Raw genomic sequence first — 14328 nt, 5'->3', positions numbered from 1 at the left:
TGTTCAAAGTGCATAGGGAGACAGAGCCAAATTACCGGAAGCAGGACGTATAATACCGTCCTGCTGCCTGCTATACCTTTCAGGAAGCCTTCAATGCCAGGTCCTGATCTTCCTTATCGCGCCGCGCGTCGCGGTATTCTTTTGGCGTTTGATCGAAGTGCTTTTTAAAGACTGCATACATATACTGCAACGACGGATATCCACAGATCTTGGCGATTTGTGAAGTTGCTTCGTCAGAATTCTCCAGCATCTTGCAGGCACGGTTCAGCTTTTCGTTATGGATCTCGCTGTGAATACTGTGGCCACGTTCTTCTTTAAAACGGTGCTCAAGGTTTGAGCGTGAAACTCCAACGTAGTCAAGCACCTGATCTACCTTAATGCCGCGGCACGCATTCTGACGGATATAGTGCATAGCCTGCATAACATGCGGATCACTAATGGCTTTAAAGTCAGTAGACTGGCGTTCGGCAACACATTCAGGCGGAATGAGCACTGGCTTACGCGGCTTGTTATGCCCCTTAAGAATCCGATGCAGGGTTTTCGCCGCCTGAACCCCCATTTCAAAACAGCCCTGGCGTACGGAGCTCAGACTCACCCGACTCAGGTAGCGGGCCAGTTCATCATCGTCAATGCCAATGACTGACATCCTATCAGGGATCAGCATGCCGATATGATCGCATACCTGCAGCAAATGACGTGCTCGTGAGTCCGTAACCGCAATAATACCCACCGGCGTGGGTAAACTTCTTAACCAATCTGCCAGCCGTTTGGTTGTATACTGCCAGGTCTCCGGTCGAACCGGATGTCCACGATAAACATGACACTCATAACCTTGTGAACGGGTGATTTCCAGCATTGCATTTTCACGTTCCTGAGCCCAACGATGATGCTCATTCACCGGCGCGCCGTAAAAGGCGAAACGTTGAATGCCTTTTTGTCGAAGATGCTCAAAAGCGGCTTGAATCAGCGCATAATTATCAGTTGCCACATAAGGCACATCGGGGTAATCAGCCGGATTTGCATATGAACCGCCAATGCCTACCACCGGTACGTTAGCCTTTTGCAGGGCCGCCTGAATTTCCGGGTTATCATAATCGGCAATAATACCGTCGCCGCTCCATTCATCAAGATGATCCAGGCGCGCCATAAAGTCTTCTTCCAGATACAGATCCCAGTCAACCTTAGACGTTTGCAGGTAATCTCCCACGCCCGCAATAATACGTCGGTCGTAGATTTTATTGGCATTGAATAAAAGCGTAATACTGTGTTTATTATCAAACATAAATTGCTCCGTGCTTGCCGGTTGTGCCCATAGCGATTAATGTCACACTCAAAATCTGTATACTGATTAACCACTTTATTTAAATTAAATAACTTTTTTTTACGATATTTCTTGTTTCAGAGCATACTAATACACCTTGTTCGAATTAACAAAAAAACAACAAATTTTCGTAATTGCGATTTAGTGATTTCGCAATCAGCATAAGCCCCTAATATTTCCCATGAGAACAATTATGTATATTGGTATTGATCTAGGCACATCTGGTGTCAAAACCATTTTGACCGATGAAAGTGGCACGGTGGTAGACTCAGCGTCTTCTTCGTTAACGGTAGCCATGCCACACCCACTATGGTCTGAACAAGACCCTAAGGATTGGTGGGCAGCAACCTGTGAAACGCTGGATGAACTAAAGCTACGTAACGACTTATCGGTGGTAAAAGCCCTGGGCCTGGCTGGGCAAATGCATGGTGCGACCCTGCTCGATAAAGCGGGTCAGGTGCTACGCCCTGCCATTCTATGGAATGACGGTCGCAGCGAATCGCAGTGCAAGACCCTGGAAAGCACGGTGGCAAAGGCGCGCGTGATCACGGGTAACCTGGTGATGCCCGGCTTCACGGCTCCCAAATTATTATGGGTAAAGGAAAACGAGCCTGACCTGTTCAAGCAGGTAGATAAGGTACTTCTGCCTAAAGATTATCTACGCTACAAACTTACCGGTGAATTTGCCTCAGACATGTCAGATTCGGCCGGTACCAGTTGGCTGAACACTGGTGAACGTAGCTGGAGTAAATCCATGCTGATGGCCTGCGGGTTAAGCGAAAAGCACATGCCAGCCTTGTTTGAAGGTAATGAGATTACCGGATATTTGCGTACAGAAGTAGCCAGTCGCTGGGGCATGAATGCTATTCCCGTTGTAGCAGGAGCGGGCGATAATGCCGCCGGAGCCGTTGGTTGCGGCATTATTGATGCAGGCCAGGCCATGCTATCGCTGGGCACCTCCGGTGTGTATTTCGCGGTCACCAACGATTACCGCAGTGATCCGGAATCAGCCGTCCACAGCTTTTGTCATGCCGTTGGACACCGCTGGCACCTGATGTCAGTCATGTTAAGCGCAGCCAGCTGTCTTGACTGGTTTGCCAAAAACTCCGGCTACAGTTCAGTAGCCGAAGTGTTTGACGATGTGGTTAATAACACCCGGCCGGATGACCCGAATACACCATTTTTTTTACCTTATTTAACCGGCGAGCGCACGCCACACAATAACCCCAATGCCAAAGCCGGCTTTTTTGGACTGACAGCCTCAACAACCCGGGCACATATGGCCCAGGCCGTTGTGCAGGGCGTTTCCATGGCGCTGGCCGACGGTATTGATGCGGTGCATGGGTGCGGCATTCAGGTCGATGGTATCAGCCTGATCGGTGGCGGGGTAAAAAGTACTTACTGGCGTCAACTGCTAGCCAACGTCAGTGGTATTGCCATGAATTACCGCAAAGCCGGTGACGTTGGGCCAGCACTGGGCGCGGCAAGACTGGCCCAAATGGGCGTTTCTCCGCAAACGCCAGTCAGAGATATCTGCCCGGTGCCGGAACTGGTAGCCAGTTACGAGCCAGATTCTGCACTCAAAGCCTACTATAGTCAGCGGCGCCAACAGTTTCGCGAGCTGTACTTTTCAGTTAATTCACAACTTTAACAAAAAACACAAAAGTCGATGAAGTTTACATAATTGTCGAATTCACGCCGATTGCACAGTATTAGCAATTATCATTATAACGGGCCATTCGGCCCACTCAGGAGTTAACTATGGCGGATTTTTTCCAGGACATCAGCCCCATTCAGTACGAAGGTGCCGAGTCCACTAACCCACTGGCTTTCAAACACTATAACCCCAAAGAAGTGGTGTTAGGCAAAACCATGGAAGAGCATTTGCGCTTTGCTTCCTGCTACTGGCACAACTTCTGCTGGGATGGTGCGGATGTATTCGGTGGCAATACCTTCGACCGTCCATGGCTACAACCAGGCAATGCCATGGAACGGGCTAAGCAAAAAGCCGATGTGGCCTTTGAGTTTTTTGCCAAGCTTGGGGCCCCCTATTACTGTTTCCACGACATCGACGTAGCACCAGAAGGTGACAGTGTTAACGACTATATTCGCAACTTCAGCGAAATGACGGATGTTCTGGCAGCCAAACAAGAAGCTACCGGCATGAAGTTGTTATGGGGCACTGCCAACGTCTTTAGTCATCCACGCTATATGTCCGGGGCGGCAACCAATCCGGATCCCGAAATCTTCGCCCGCGCGGCAACTCAGGTATTTCACGCGATGAATGCCACCAAAACCCTGGGCGGCGCTAACTACGTATTGTGGGGCGGACGCGAAGGTTACGAAACGCTGCTTAATACCGACCTGAAACGAGAGCGTGCACAGCTCGGACGTTTTATGAACATGGTAGTAGAACATAAGCACAAGATTGGCTTTGACGGCTTGCTGCTTATTGAGCCTAAGCCGCAGGAACCAACTAAGCATCAGTATGACTACGATACCGCGACTGTTTACGGCTTCCTGAAAGAGTTCGGACTGGAGAAAGAGTTTGCGGTGAATATTGAGGCCAACCATGCCACACTTTCCGGCCACTCTTTCCACCATGAAATCGCGACCGCTTTTGCGTTGGGTGTATTTGGCTCAATTGACGCCAACCGTGGTGATGCTCAGTTAGGCTGGGATACTGACCAGTTCCCTAACAGCGTGGAAGAAATGACCCTGATTTGTTACGAAATCCTCAAAAACGGCGGTTACACCTCAGGAGGTTTCAACTTCGACACCAAGTTACGCCGTCAGAGTATTGATGCTGCAGACCTGTTTCACGGTCATATTGGTGGTATGGATACCTGTGCTCTGGGCCTGAAGAAAGCGGCTGCGATGCTTGAAAATGATTTTATTGCCGATGCGAAAGCCAAGCGGTACGCAGGCTGGAACGGCGAGCTGGGCGAGAAGATTCTCAACGGTGGTTTTTCTCTGGAATCACTGGCGGGCTTAGCTACAGAACAGCAGCTTAATCCGAAACAGGTATCGGGCAAGCAGGAACTGCTGGAGAACAAGGTTAACCAGGTTATCTTCCGATAAGCTATTATTTTTACTTAGAAAAGTGCAGACATTCTCTGCACTTTTTTTGTTTCTGAAGGAGATATAATTTGATTCGGATTCTTTTGCTATGTACCTGCCTGATGACGCAATGTGCTGAGGCAGTCACCACCTTACACAGGCTTATTTCAGACAACGCGGTGTTACAGCGCAATAAGCCTATCCCGTTAACTGGCACAACAGATTCAAAGGTTCCGATTCAAGTATTCTTTGATGGCAACCTGCTCGGTGTAACCAGCGCAGCTAATGGTCAATGGCGCTATGAATTGCCAGCGCAGCCTGCCGGAGGCCCCCATCAACTTATCATCAAAAGTACCGACACCCTTACCATTAACAATCTGTATTTTGGCGATGTATGGCTCACCTCCGGGCAATCAAACATGGAGCTTCCCATGGCCAGGGTTGAAGAGGCTTACCCTCTTGATGTGGCAGAAGCCAACTTTCCATTAATTCGCGAATTTACCGTTCCGGATACCTACCGGTTTGATGGTACAAACAACGATTATAATGGCGGACAATGGCTTACGGCAACACAAGCAAATATTCGTCAACTATCAGCAGTGGCTTATTACTTTGCCCGACATATTTATCTCGACCAGAACGTGCCTGTTGGGATTGTTAATGCATCACTGGGTGGATCGCCGATTGAAGCCTGGATGCACCGCGATATTCTGGCTCCCTACCCGGACAAAATAACGGCAGCAGAACGCTTCGCCGACCCTCAGGTGGATGCCCAGACACGTGCACAAGACAAAGCCCGTTCAGATGCCTGGTATACAACCCTGAATCAAAAGGATAAAGGCCTGCAATCCGAGACCAAATGGTTTGCTCCGGAACTGGATGACAGCGACTGGCAGCGCATCGCACTACCCGGCAACCTGCCAATCAAAGGCCCAGGTTTTAACGGAGTATGGTGGTTACGCAAAACTATCCACCTGGATGAAGTACCCACTCAGCCAGTGAAACTTCGTTTAGGCCGCATTGTTGACGCAGACATAGCCTATATTAACGGCCATGAAGTCGGCAACACTGGTTATCAGTATCCACCACGACGCTACAGCGTCTCGCCGGAGATACTGAAAAAAGGTGATAACGTGATTGCAGTCCGAATTACCGCCAATGGTAACGAGAGCGGTTTTGTAAAAGATAAAGCTTATTTCTTAGGGACTGATAAGGCCCGTTATCCTCTTTCAGGTGAATGGCGTTATAAAATCGGTGCCGAAATGCCCTCGCTGATTGGCTCGACATTTATACGTTGGCAACCGACAGGGTTATATAATGCCATGATTGCGCCGGCTACCGGGTTCCCCATCACTGGCGCGCTTTGGTATCAGGGTGAGTCAAACAGTGGGGCGCCCCGTGACTACGCGGAAAAACTCAAAGCAATGATTAACCATTGGCGAACCCAATGGCAACAGCCGGATATGCCGTTTTTAATCGTCCAGTTGAGCAACTTCATGCAGCGCCAGAACCAACCTGTAGAAAGTAACTGGGCAGTTATGCGTGATCAACAAATACAAGCCGCGGAGCTAGCCAATACATCCTCGATAGTGACGATAGATGTGGGCGAATGGAATGACATTCATCCGGTGAATAAAGCCGCCGTAGGTGAACGATTAGCGCTAACTGCCCGGCATCTGGCCTATGAACAAGACGTCGCTTACCAAGGTCCGGTAGTTACCTCAATGCGTGTGGATAGCGGGACTGTGGTTGTGCAATTTAGTCATACCGGTGAAGGTCTGCGAGCCGCCTCGCCGCTCCAATACAGTTTCGCAATTGCCGGCGAAAATGGGCAGTATCACTGGGCCAGCGCGAAAGTCAATGCCAACTCCGTTGCATTAACCAGCGAGCAGGTCAGTGATCCGGTTAGCGTTCGTTATGGCTGGGCGGATAATCCGGAGCCCGGAATATTTAGCAGCAACGGTCTGCCTGCTGCACCGTTTTCCCTGACAATCAGCCCCTCGGACAGTAACCAGCAACCTTCATCAGCGGGGAATAATAATGAATAATAAGGTAAAACGTTTTTCCAGACTGGCAATCGCGGTATCTCTGACAATCGCGACGGTTGGCTGCTCGGCCTACAACAGTGACACTTCGCCCTCAGCTCAGGGCAACACGGTGACAGACCCAACAATTGCCTTTTACAAGAATCAGGTGGGCTTTTTACCTGATCAGCAAAAGCACGTTATTGTGCGCAGTTCACTGCCAGTTGAGTTTACGGTGACGAATGCCGCGACCGGCGAAACGGTAATGCAGGGCACAGCCAGCTCACCTGAGCACTGGTCTCTCGCTGATCAGGTCGTTTCGGTCGCTGACGTCAGCAGTATTACTCAACCTGGTCTGTACCGTCTGGAGCTAAGTAATAATAATTACACCACATTTAAAATTTCCCCTGCCCGACTTGGCGCACTGCACGACGCCACCATCAAAGCATACTATTATAACCGTGCAGGCATAGAGCTTGATCCGGCTTTTGCCGGAAAATGGCACAGGGCAGCCGGTCATCCGGATACCAGTGTAATTAACCTGAATGCCTCTCAACAAATAATAGCCAGTACCAAAGGCTGGTATGATGCGGGAGACTACAACAAATATGTTGTTAATTCGGGTATTTCTACCTATACCCTGATGCGGGCCTATCTTGACTTCCCAAAATTTTACGCCGAACGTCGCTGGAATATTCCTGAGTCGACAAATACGCAGCCGGACATTCTCGATGAAGTTCGCTGGAATCTTGACTGGATGCTTACCATGCAGGACGCTGATGGCGGTGTGTTTCACAAGCTCACCACCCTGAATTTTGCCCCTGCAGTGATGCCAGACCAAGCCACCGATCAGCGTTTTGTGGTGGCAAAGGGGACTGCCGCTACGCTCAATTTTGCTGCGGTAATGGCCACCGCAGCCCGCGTTTATCCTGATATGCAGCATACCTACTTAGGCGCAGCAGAGCGGGCATGGCAATGGGCGCTAGAGCATCCGGATATTCGTTACACCAATGAAGGCAACGTGAAAACCGGCGAATACGGCGACAGCGATTTCACAGATGAGTTTGCCTGGGCCGCCAGTGAGTTGTTTCTGGCTACCGATGAGCAACATTATCTCACTCAGGTAGAGCGCTATCTGGGCCCTCCAACCACCCCCGGCTGGTCAAACACCATGGGATTAGCGTATCTGTCATTACTCGCTGATGAGGGGCGCAGAACTTTACCCTCACAGCGTTATAATTTGCTTAGAACGCGTTTTCTGGATTATGCGGATACGCTGGTAAAAACCAGCAAAAACTCACCATTCAGAACTGCCATGGCCGCTCAGGATTTTGTTTGGGGCAGCAATGGTGTCGCCATGAACCATGCCATGATACTGGCCAGCGCCTACCGGCTTACGAATAACCCTGATTACCACCATGCTTTTACCGGCCTGGTGGACTACGTATTAGGGAAAAATCCCACCGGGTACAGCTATGTCACAGGCTATGGCGAACAGACACCACTGTTTATTCATCATCGCCAGTCACAGGCTGATGGGATCGCAGAACCAGTACCTGGCTTTTTAGCCGGTGGAGCCCAGAATGGTCAACAGGATCACTGCCGGTACCCTTCATCTTTGCCAGCAACTTCTTATACCGACAGTTGGTGTAGTTACTCAACTAACGAAGTCACTATAAACTGGAATGCACCTTTGGTTTATTCACTCGCAGCGATGTTGGCGAGGGAAGACTAAAATATTAGAAGGGATAACACTTTTGCTATCCCTTTCTCTCTGACGCTGATATCCATTACATTACTCACCATGTGAAACATCGCTATAAATAGAGTCTTTCGTTTTGCTCCAAACAAGTGCTAATGAAATGTCGCTATATGCTATATATATGGTTTTCAATTTGTGATTTTTTAACATTCTGTTGATAGATACCCCGCCTTCGCCGAATATTTTTAGACCAGCATTGGCTTTAATATAAGCAGCCTCTTTCCAGGCAGACCCCAGACAAATTCACTTTGTGACCGGCAAACGGCACAAGTTCTGGCATAAGAACTGTCTGGCAGTAGGGTTATCTGGCGGCTTTATGAAACCACTGGAGTCCACCAGCTTACACCTGGTGCAGGTCGCTATCTCCAAATTCTTTAGTTACTTCCCTTTCCAACAACGGTGCCAGAGTGATATTGACCAATACAACACAGAAATGGACTTTGACTTCACCCGTATCCGCGATTGCCTGATCCTGCACTATCATGCCACCGAGCGTGAGGATACTGAGTTCTGGCGGTACTGTAAGTACATGGCTATTCCCGATACCTTGCAGGAAAAAATCGACCATTTTAGGCCAACGGCCGCATTAGCCGTTTTAATAACGAATTGTTTAGTGACTTAAGCTGGTTTGAAGTGATGTATGGGCAAGGTCTTCGTCCTGAGGGATATCACGCGCTGGCAGACATTTTTCCGGATGATAAACTGGCCCGACGCCTTGAAGGGATCCAGCGGGTCGTCAGAAAATCCGTGAATTACATGCCAGGCCAGGCCGAGTTTATCGCCAAAACCTCTGCTCACCTGCGTTTGGTGGAACCAGCTTTTACCGCTACAAACCTACCGGGCATGTAGCGATAACGGAGTCAGGTTGCGCGGCCTATCAACAAAATCTGGCCAGACATTTGCGCGCGCAGTCGCCTGAGCCTGGCTACATTAACGGTGATACGCCGCTGTTTGAGCGGGTTTTACAGGTGCCCTGTAAGTTTAACCGGGCAGTGGTTTCCCCCTGTGCGATACTTCACTCCGGGAATATTCCCAAAGACTTTGTTCGCAATTTAAATCCCTATAACGCACGCTTTACTGTCACTGCGTTTCTGCGTTTCTGCGTTTCTGCGTTAGTGATTGTGGGTAGCCAACTCAGATACTGCCAGGTAGGCAGCTTTGGGTTTGCCCTCACGGTCCAGTAGCAGCGGATAATCCGTTCGCCCTCGAATAGGCCAGTTATTGCGCCATGAATCACCGTCGGTACTGCCCCACAAGGTGACTCGGCTAATGTGCCCGGCGTGTTTCAGAAACAGACCAAACAATTCTTTATATTTGCTGGCCAGCAATTGCTGCTGTTTCTCCGGTAAGCCAGCCGTATAAGGGTCGTAAACCGGGTGCGCGGTAAAACTCTGGGTTATATCCGCGCCGGTATGGGCATTTTCCGGAAGCGGTAGTACTGTGACGTCCAGTTCGGTAATGGCTACCTGGGTTCCGGCGTCAATCAGGGCAATAATGCTATGCTCAACGTCGCTGAGCGCGGGATAAAACAGCGAATAATGGCCTTGCATGCCCACGGCATCTACCTGAATACCTTTGCTGGCTAGTTGTTTAACCAGCCTGATTGCGCCCGCCACTTTTGGCGACTTATACAGATTGTAATCGTTGTAATACAGCTCAGCGGATGGATCGGCCTGTTTGGCATATTTAAAAGCGTATTCAATGTAGTCGTCGCCGATGATCCGCCTCCAGGGCGTATCACGCAAGGAGCCGTCTTCATTCAGTGCTTCATTCACTACATCCCAGCCTGTCACTTGCCCTTTATAGCGGCTCACCAGGGTATATATATGCTCGCGCAGGCGGGCGAGTAAAACCTCCCGACTCACCGCCTTGCCTGCCTCATCCTCAAACACCCAGTCAGGTGTTTGCTGATGCCACACCAGCGTGTGGCCAATCACTTTACCGTTACATTGCTGAGCAATGCGGACTAACTGATCGGCCATGGCAAAGGAAAAAACGCCTGGCTCTGGCTGAACATGCTGCCATTTCATCGCATTTTCGGCGGTGAAAGCATTAAATTCACGACAAACAGGTGCCTGCTTAGCCGGCAACGTTGACCTCAGATCGCTTGATTTCACCGCTGTACCAATCAGAAATTGAGCTTCATATTTGTCGGCCAGACCGGCTCCCGCCTTCGCGGCGCAGCTGGCAACAAGACACGGCAGAATTAACGAGGCCGTCAGACGACTCAACATCATCAGGCTCCTTTACTGCAACGCAATACGTGAGTGGGCAACCGCATCCGGATTACCGTAGCCTGGCTGACCATCTCCCATGTATACATCGAGAGCGCCGACATAAGGCACTTTTTGTCCCTGTTCGTTGATGTATACCAACTCGTCCGCGCTAAGAGTGAGTGAAACCGTCAGTTGTTCGCCCGCGCCAATATCCGTGCGGGTAAAGCCTTTGAGGCTGAGCTTCGGTGTGTTCACCGGTGCATCCGGCATACTCACATAAACCTGGGTAACCTGACTGGCTGCCTGCTCCCCCAGGTTGTTAAGCGTTACTTGCAGGGTTAAATCTTCACCTGATGACAGCGTTGCAGGCGCTTGTAAACTGCTGTATTGCATTGTGCTGTAGCCGAGACCGTAGCCGAAAGGATAGAGTACATCTCCTTCAAAGTAGCGATAGGTGCGATTAGCCATGGCATAATCATCCAGTGGCGCAAAGCCATCAAGATTTTTGTAGAAGGTAACCGGCAAGCGCCCGGAAGGATTCACCTCTCCCCACAGGATCCGGGCCAGGGCAGTGCCGGTCGCTTCACCTGGGTAGAACGCCTGAATGATCGCATCGATATTTTGCTGTTCCCAGTTAAGCGCCATGGCACTGCCACTGAAGTTAACCAGCACGACAGGCTTGCCGAGCTTTTCTACCGCTTTAATCAGTGCCTGTTGCTCCGCTGGTAAGTCAATACTAGTGCGATCGCCATAGTTAAACCCTTCCAGTTTTACCGGCATTTCCTCCCCTTCGATGCGAGGCGAAATGCCAACAGCCATTACCACGACATCGGCTTGCTGTACTTTGGCAATTGCCTCTTTTTGCAAGTCTGTACTTTCGTTTACCCAACGTAACTGCCACTCTGCCCGCAGGCCGCCAGCGGTATTACTAACCGGATTGGAGACGACCATATGACTGACTTTAAAGTCGTAGCTTTGCTCTGCATTAAGCTCCACCGCGCCGTTTACCACTTCACCATTAAGGGTAACTTCACCCGGCCCGTCAAATCGGTAACTGCCCGACTCCTGTGGCACAAGCTGGCCGCGTGCCACCATGGCAAAATCATCCAGCCACTTCCCGCTAACCGGCGAACGCAGGGGACGAATTTGCAATTTACTTAGTAACTCAGAATTTACTGCGCTTCCCGTTTGTTTAGCTGGCACTCTTAATGAGGAGAAATCGGTAATAGGTTCACGCGCGACGGCATAGTATTCCACCTTCACCCCGGGGCTTAATTCGCCGGTTTCATCCCGATGGAACAACACCGAATCATCCAGGATTTGCCAGTGGCCGTAAATGTCGTCAATCAGGGCACTGCCGGGAGCATAAGGAACTGCCTCATTGCCCGTGTAGTTTTTAATGCCCTGAAGTACGGTAACCGGATTGACCGGCAGACCATTGTAGTTACCCAGCAGAACATCCTGATTATCCGCGTTGGGTCCGATCACTGCCACTTTGACATCAGGCTTAAGAGGTAGCACACCATTGTTTTTCAACAAGACCAGGGAACGTTCCGACGCTTTTTGCGTTAGTGCCAGATGTTCTTCAGACCCTACCACCTCTATCGGAATATCAGCAAAGGGCACGTCACGGTCGGGATCAAACATACCCAGCTTAAACCGGGTCATCATCAGGCGACCTACCGCCTGGTCTATCAACGACTCCTCAATAAAGCCTTTCTGTACGGCAAAGGTAAGGTTAGCAAAACTGCTCAGACGCCCTGTTCCGCAATTCAAATCGGTACCGCTTTTTACCGCCCAGGCTGCAGCTGCCGCCGGCGAGGACGTTACGTTGTGCGCTTTAGGGTCGTAAAAATCAGCAATGGCACCACAATCAGACATTACATGCCCGTCAAACTGATAACTGCCGCGCAGGATTTCCTTTAACAACCGATCGGAGCCACAGGCCGGCAGACCGTTCACCCGGTTGTAGGCACACATTACGGCTTCGACGTCGGCCTCTACTACCGCCTTTTCGAAAGCAGGCAGGTAAGTTTCGTAGAGATCCTTATCGGAAACGACATAATCGTCTGAATGACGTGATATTTCCGGACCATTATGTACCGCATAGTGTTTGGCCGTAGCAGCAGTTTTTAAGTAAGTTTCGTCATCGCCCTGCAGGCCATTAATAAACGCTACGCCCAGCTCGCCGGTCAGGAAAGGGTCTTCACCGTAGGTCTCCTGGCCCCGCCCCCAACGCGGATCGCGGAATATATTTATGTTCGGCGACCAATAGGTTAAACCCGTATAGCGGTAGCTCAAACCTTCTTGCTTGAAGGCATGGTGCTTCGCGCGTCCTTCATCGGAGATTACCGTGGCAACCTGATTGAGCAACGCTTTGTCCCACATCGCTGCCATACCAATGGCCTGGGGGAAAACCGTTGCCTCACCTGCCCGGGCTACACCATGTAATGCCTCATTCCAATAGTCGTAGGCGGGTACATCCAGCCGCTCGATGGCCGGTGCATCGTTGTACATTTGAGCCACTTTTTCTGCCAACGACATTCTGCTCACCAGGTCATTGACCCGTTGATTCATCGGCAATGACGTATCCTGATACGGCAGAACCTGCTCAGTTTGTGAGTTTTCACTCTCATTTACACTGTTTGTAGTATTACTTTCGCTACAAGCGCTGAGGGTAAGAGCCAGAGTCAGCCAGGTTGCCAGCCGGCATTTGGCTCGCAGGTCGATAGTGCTTTTTTTGTGGATGGGTAGTTTCATCGGATGCCTCAACAATTGAATTACTGGCACCATACCTGATGGGTTACCAGGCACAATCAAAGGACGGCAAAACGTAAACAAAAAGTTAAAAAACGCTAGACTTACCGTTGAATCTTACTTCATTCATGTCCCTTTAACTGGCACGCACCGGGCGTTTCAGTAGTCACAATGAAAACACCCTCTGAATATACTTTTATCCCTACTTAACTCGATTAAGTATCGGTTTTAAGCCCGGTTTACGTTACACTGTGCGCAATTTTGCAACTGGTAAGATGACTGTAGTGAAAACCCTGTTTCATAGCCTCAACGGCGCGCTGTCGGCGCTACTTTATGGGCTCAATACGCTGTTCTGGGTACCATTAGTGTTGGCCCTGGCGGTGTTAAAGCTTGTTGTTCCGCTCAAACCCTGGCGGACCTTTATGACCTATCTGCTGGATGCCTGCGCCGTAGGCTGGATCAGCGTTAATAATTTTAATCAGCGAATATTCAGCCGCACCACGCTGGAAGTCTCTGGGCTGGAAGGGCTAGCCCGTAATGACTGGTACCTGGTCATTGCCAATCATCAATCCTGGGTCGACATTTTATTACTTCAGCGTATATTTAACCGTGAAATCCCATTTTTGAAATTTTTCCTTAAACAGCAACTGATCTGGGTGCCCCTTTTAGGTCTGGCCTGGTGGGCGCTGGACTTTCCCTTTATGCGCCGCTACAGCAAATCGTTTCTGGCCAAAAACCCGCATTTAAAAGGGAAAGACATGGAAACCACCAAAAAGGCTTGCGAGAAATTTAAGTACAAACCCGCCAGCATTATGAATTTTGTGGAAGGAACGCGCTATACCGAAGAAAAACATGCCCGCCAATCGTCGCCGTTTAAACACCTGTTAAAACCCAAGGCAGGAGGTATTGCGTTTGTGCTCAATGCCATGGGTGGCCAACTTCATCAGTTTATCGACGTCACCATTTTTTATCCGGCCGGTACTCCCTCTTTCTGGGATTTCATTAACGGCTCGGTCAGAAACATAAAGCTGCACGTAGATGTAAAACCTCTGAAAGGGCTGTTCCCGGAAGATATAAAGGTCATGGAATACTTTGAAAATCCGGAACAACGCGCCCGTTTTCAGCAATGGCTCAATGCCCAATGGCGCGCGAAAGATCAGCGATTAGAAAACTGGAAGACGGTGTAAG

The 14328-nt window shown here is 50.0% G+C and carries 10 protein-coding genes and 1 pseudogene; 8 read left to right on the top strand and 3 right to left on the bottom strand.

What is annotated here, in order from left to right; all coding sequences use genetic code 11:
• Window positions 1-79: 79 nt before the first annotated feature.
• Complete coding sequence (locus tag AC2T0J_RS10600) at window positions 80-1282, bottom strand: XylR family transcriptional regulator (RefSeq protein WP_489810102.1); 1203 nt, start codon at window positions 1280-1282, stop codon at window positions 80-82.
• 232 nt (window positions 1283-1514) lie between these two features.
• On the opposite strand from AC2T0J_RS10600, the gene xylB reads away from it, so the two are divergent.
• From xylB to AC2T0J_RS10565, 7 genes and pseudogenes are all read left to right on the top strand, one after another.
• Window positions 1515-2972, top strand: a complete 1458-nt coding sequence (gene xylB / locus AC2T0J_RS10595; protein ID WP_489810101.1) for a xylulokinase — start codon at window positions 1515-1517, stop codon at window positions 2970-2972.
• A 110-nt stretch (window positions 2973-3082) separates the two neighbouring features.
• Window positions 3083-4402, top strand: a complete 1320-nt coding sequence (gene xylA, locus AC2T0J_RS10590) for a xylose isomerase (RefSeq protein WP_489810100.1) — start codon at window positions 3083-3085, stop codon at window positions 4400-4402.
• Window positions 4403-4470: 68 nt separating this feature from the next.
• Window positions 4471-6429, top strand: coding sequence for a sialate O-acetylesterase (locus AC2T0J_RS10585; protein WP_489810099.1), 1959 nt, complete (start codon window positions 4471-4473; stop codon window positions 6427-6429).
• A complete protein-coding gene (locus AC2T0J_RS10580; protein ID WP_489810098.1) occupies window positions 6422-8140 on the top strand; it encodes a glycoside hydrolase family 9 protein in 1719 nt (572 codons plus the stop codon). The genes AC2T0J_RS10585 and AC2T0J_RS10580 overlap by 8 nt, the downstream gene beginning before the upstream one ends.
• Window positions 8141-8417: 277 nt before the next feature.
• Window positions 8418-8789 (top strand): tryptophan 7-halogenase, encoded by a 372-nt coding sequence (locus tag AC2T0J_RS10575; RefSeq protein ID WP_489810097.1) that lies wholly within the window; start codon window positions 8418-8420, stop codon window positions 8787-8789.
• An 11-nt stretch (window positions 8790-8800) separates the two neighbouring features.
• Window positions 8801-9016: a hypothetical protein gene (locus AC2T0J_RS10570; protein WP_489810096.1), complete on the top strand. Its 216-nt coding sequence runs from the start codon at window positions 8801-8803 to the stop codon at window positions 9014-9016.
• Window positions 9016-9351 (top strand): annotated as a pseudogene (locus AC2T0J_RS10565) (DUF6445 family protein); the annotation flags it as partial. The gene AC2T0J_RS10570 and the pseudogene AC2T0J_RS10565, both read left to right, overlap by 1 nt.
• Here AC2T0J_RS10565 and AC2T0J_RS10560 read toward each other — a convergent pair.
• Together AC2T0J_RS10560 and AC2T0J_RS10555 are read right to left on the bottom strand one after the other, a co-directional pair.
• On the bottom strand, window positions 9280-10404 hold the full coding sequence (locus tag AC2T0J_RS10560) for an endo-1,4-beta-xylanase (protein WP_489810095.1): 1125 nt from the start codon (window positions 10402-10404) through the stop codon (window positions 9280-9282). The pseudogene AC2T0J_RS10565 and the gene AC2T0J_RS10560 overlap by 72 nt on opposite strands.
• Window positions 10405-10413: 9 nt before the next feature.
• Window positions 10414-13143, bottom strand: coding sequence for a glycoside hydrolase family 3 C-terminal domain-containing protein (locus AC2T0J_RS10555; protein WP_489810094.1), 2730 nt, complete (start codon window positions 13141-13143; stop codon window positions 10414-10416).
• A gap of 272 nt (window positions 13144-13415) precedes the next feature.
• Here AC2T0J_RS10555 and yihG point away from each other — a divergent pair, with 272 nt between their 5' ends.
• Window positions 13416-14327: a 1-acylglycerol-3-phosphate O-acyltransferase, YihG family gene (gene yihG / locus AC2T0J_RS10550; RefSeq protein ID WP_489810093.1), complete on the top strand. Its 912-nt coding sequence runs from the start codon at window positions 13416-13418 to the stop codon at window positions 14325-14327.
• Window position 14328 lies beyond the last annotated feature (1 nt).

This window comes from Alteromonas sp. ISO5 (genome assembly GCF_058105165.1).
The sequence above is the reverse complement of the archived record's forward strand: the minus strand, read 5'-3'. Positions and strand labels throughout refer to the sequence as shown.

Coding starts and splice junctions, on each gene's coding strand:
- AC2T0J_RS10600 (WP_489810102.1), bottom strand. CDS start 1,282: ATGTTTGATAATAAACACAGTATTACGCTTTTATTCAATGCCAATAAA.
- xylB (WP_489810101.1), top strand. CDS start 1,515: ATGTATATTGGTATTGATCTAGGCACATCTGGTGTCAAAACCATTTTG.
- xylA (WP_489810100.1), top strand. CDS start 3,083: ATGGCGGATTTTTTCCAGGACATCAGCCCCATTCAGTACGAAGGTGCC.
- AC2T0J_RS10580 (WP_489810098.1), top strand. CDS start 6,422: ATGAATAATAAGGTAAAACGTTTTTCCAGACTGGCAATCGCGGTATCT.
- AC2T0J_RS10560 (WP_489810095.1), bottom strand. CDS start 10,404: ATGATGTTGAGTCGTCTGACGGCCTCGTTAATTCTGCCGTGTCTTGTT.
- AC2T0J_RS10555 (WP_489810094.1), bottom strand. CDS start 13,143: ATGAAACTACCCATCCACAAAAAAAGCACTATCGACCTGCGAGCCAAA.
- yihG (WP_489810093.1), top strand. CDS start 13,416: ATGACTGTAGTGAAAACCCTGTTTCATAGCCTCAACGGCGCGCTGTCG.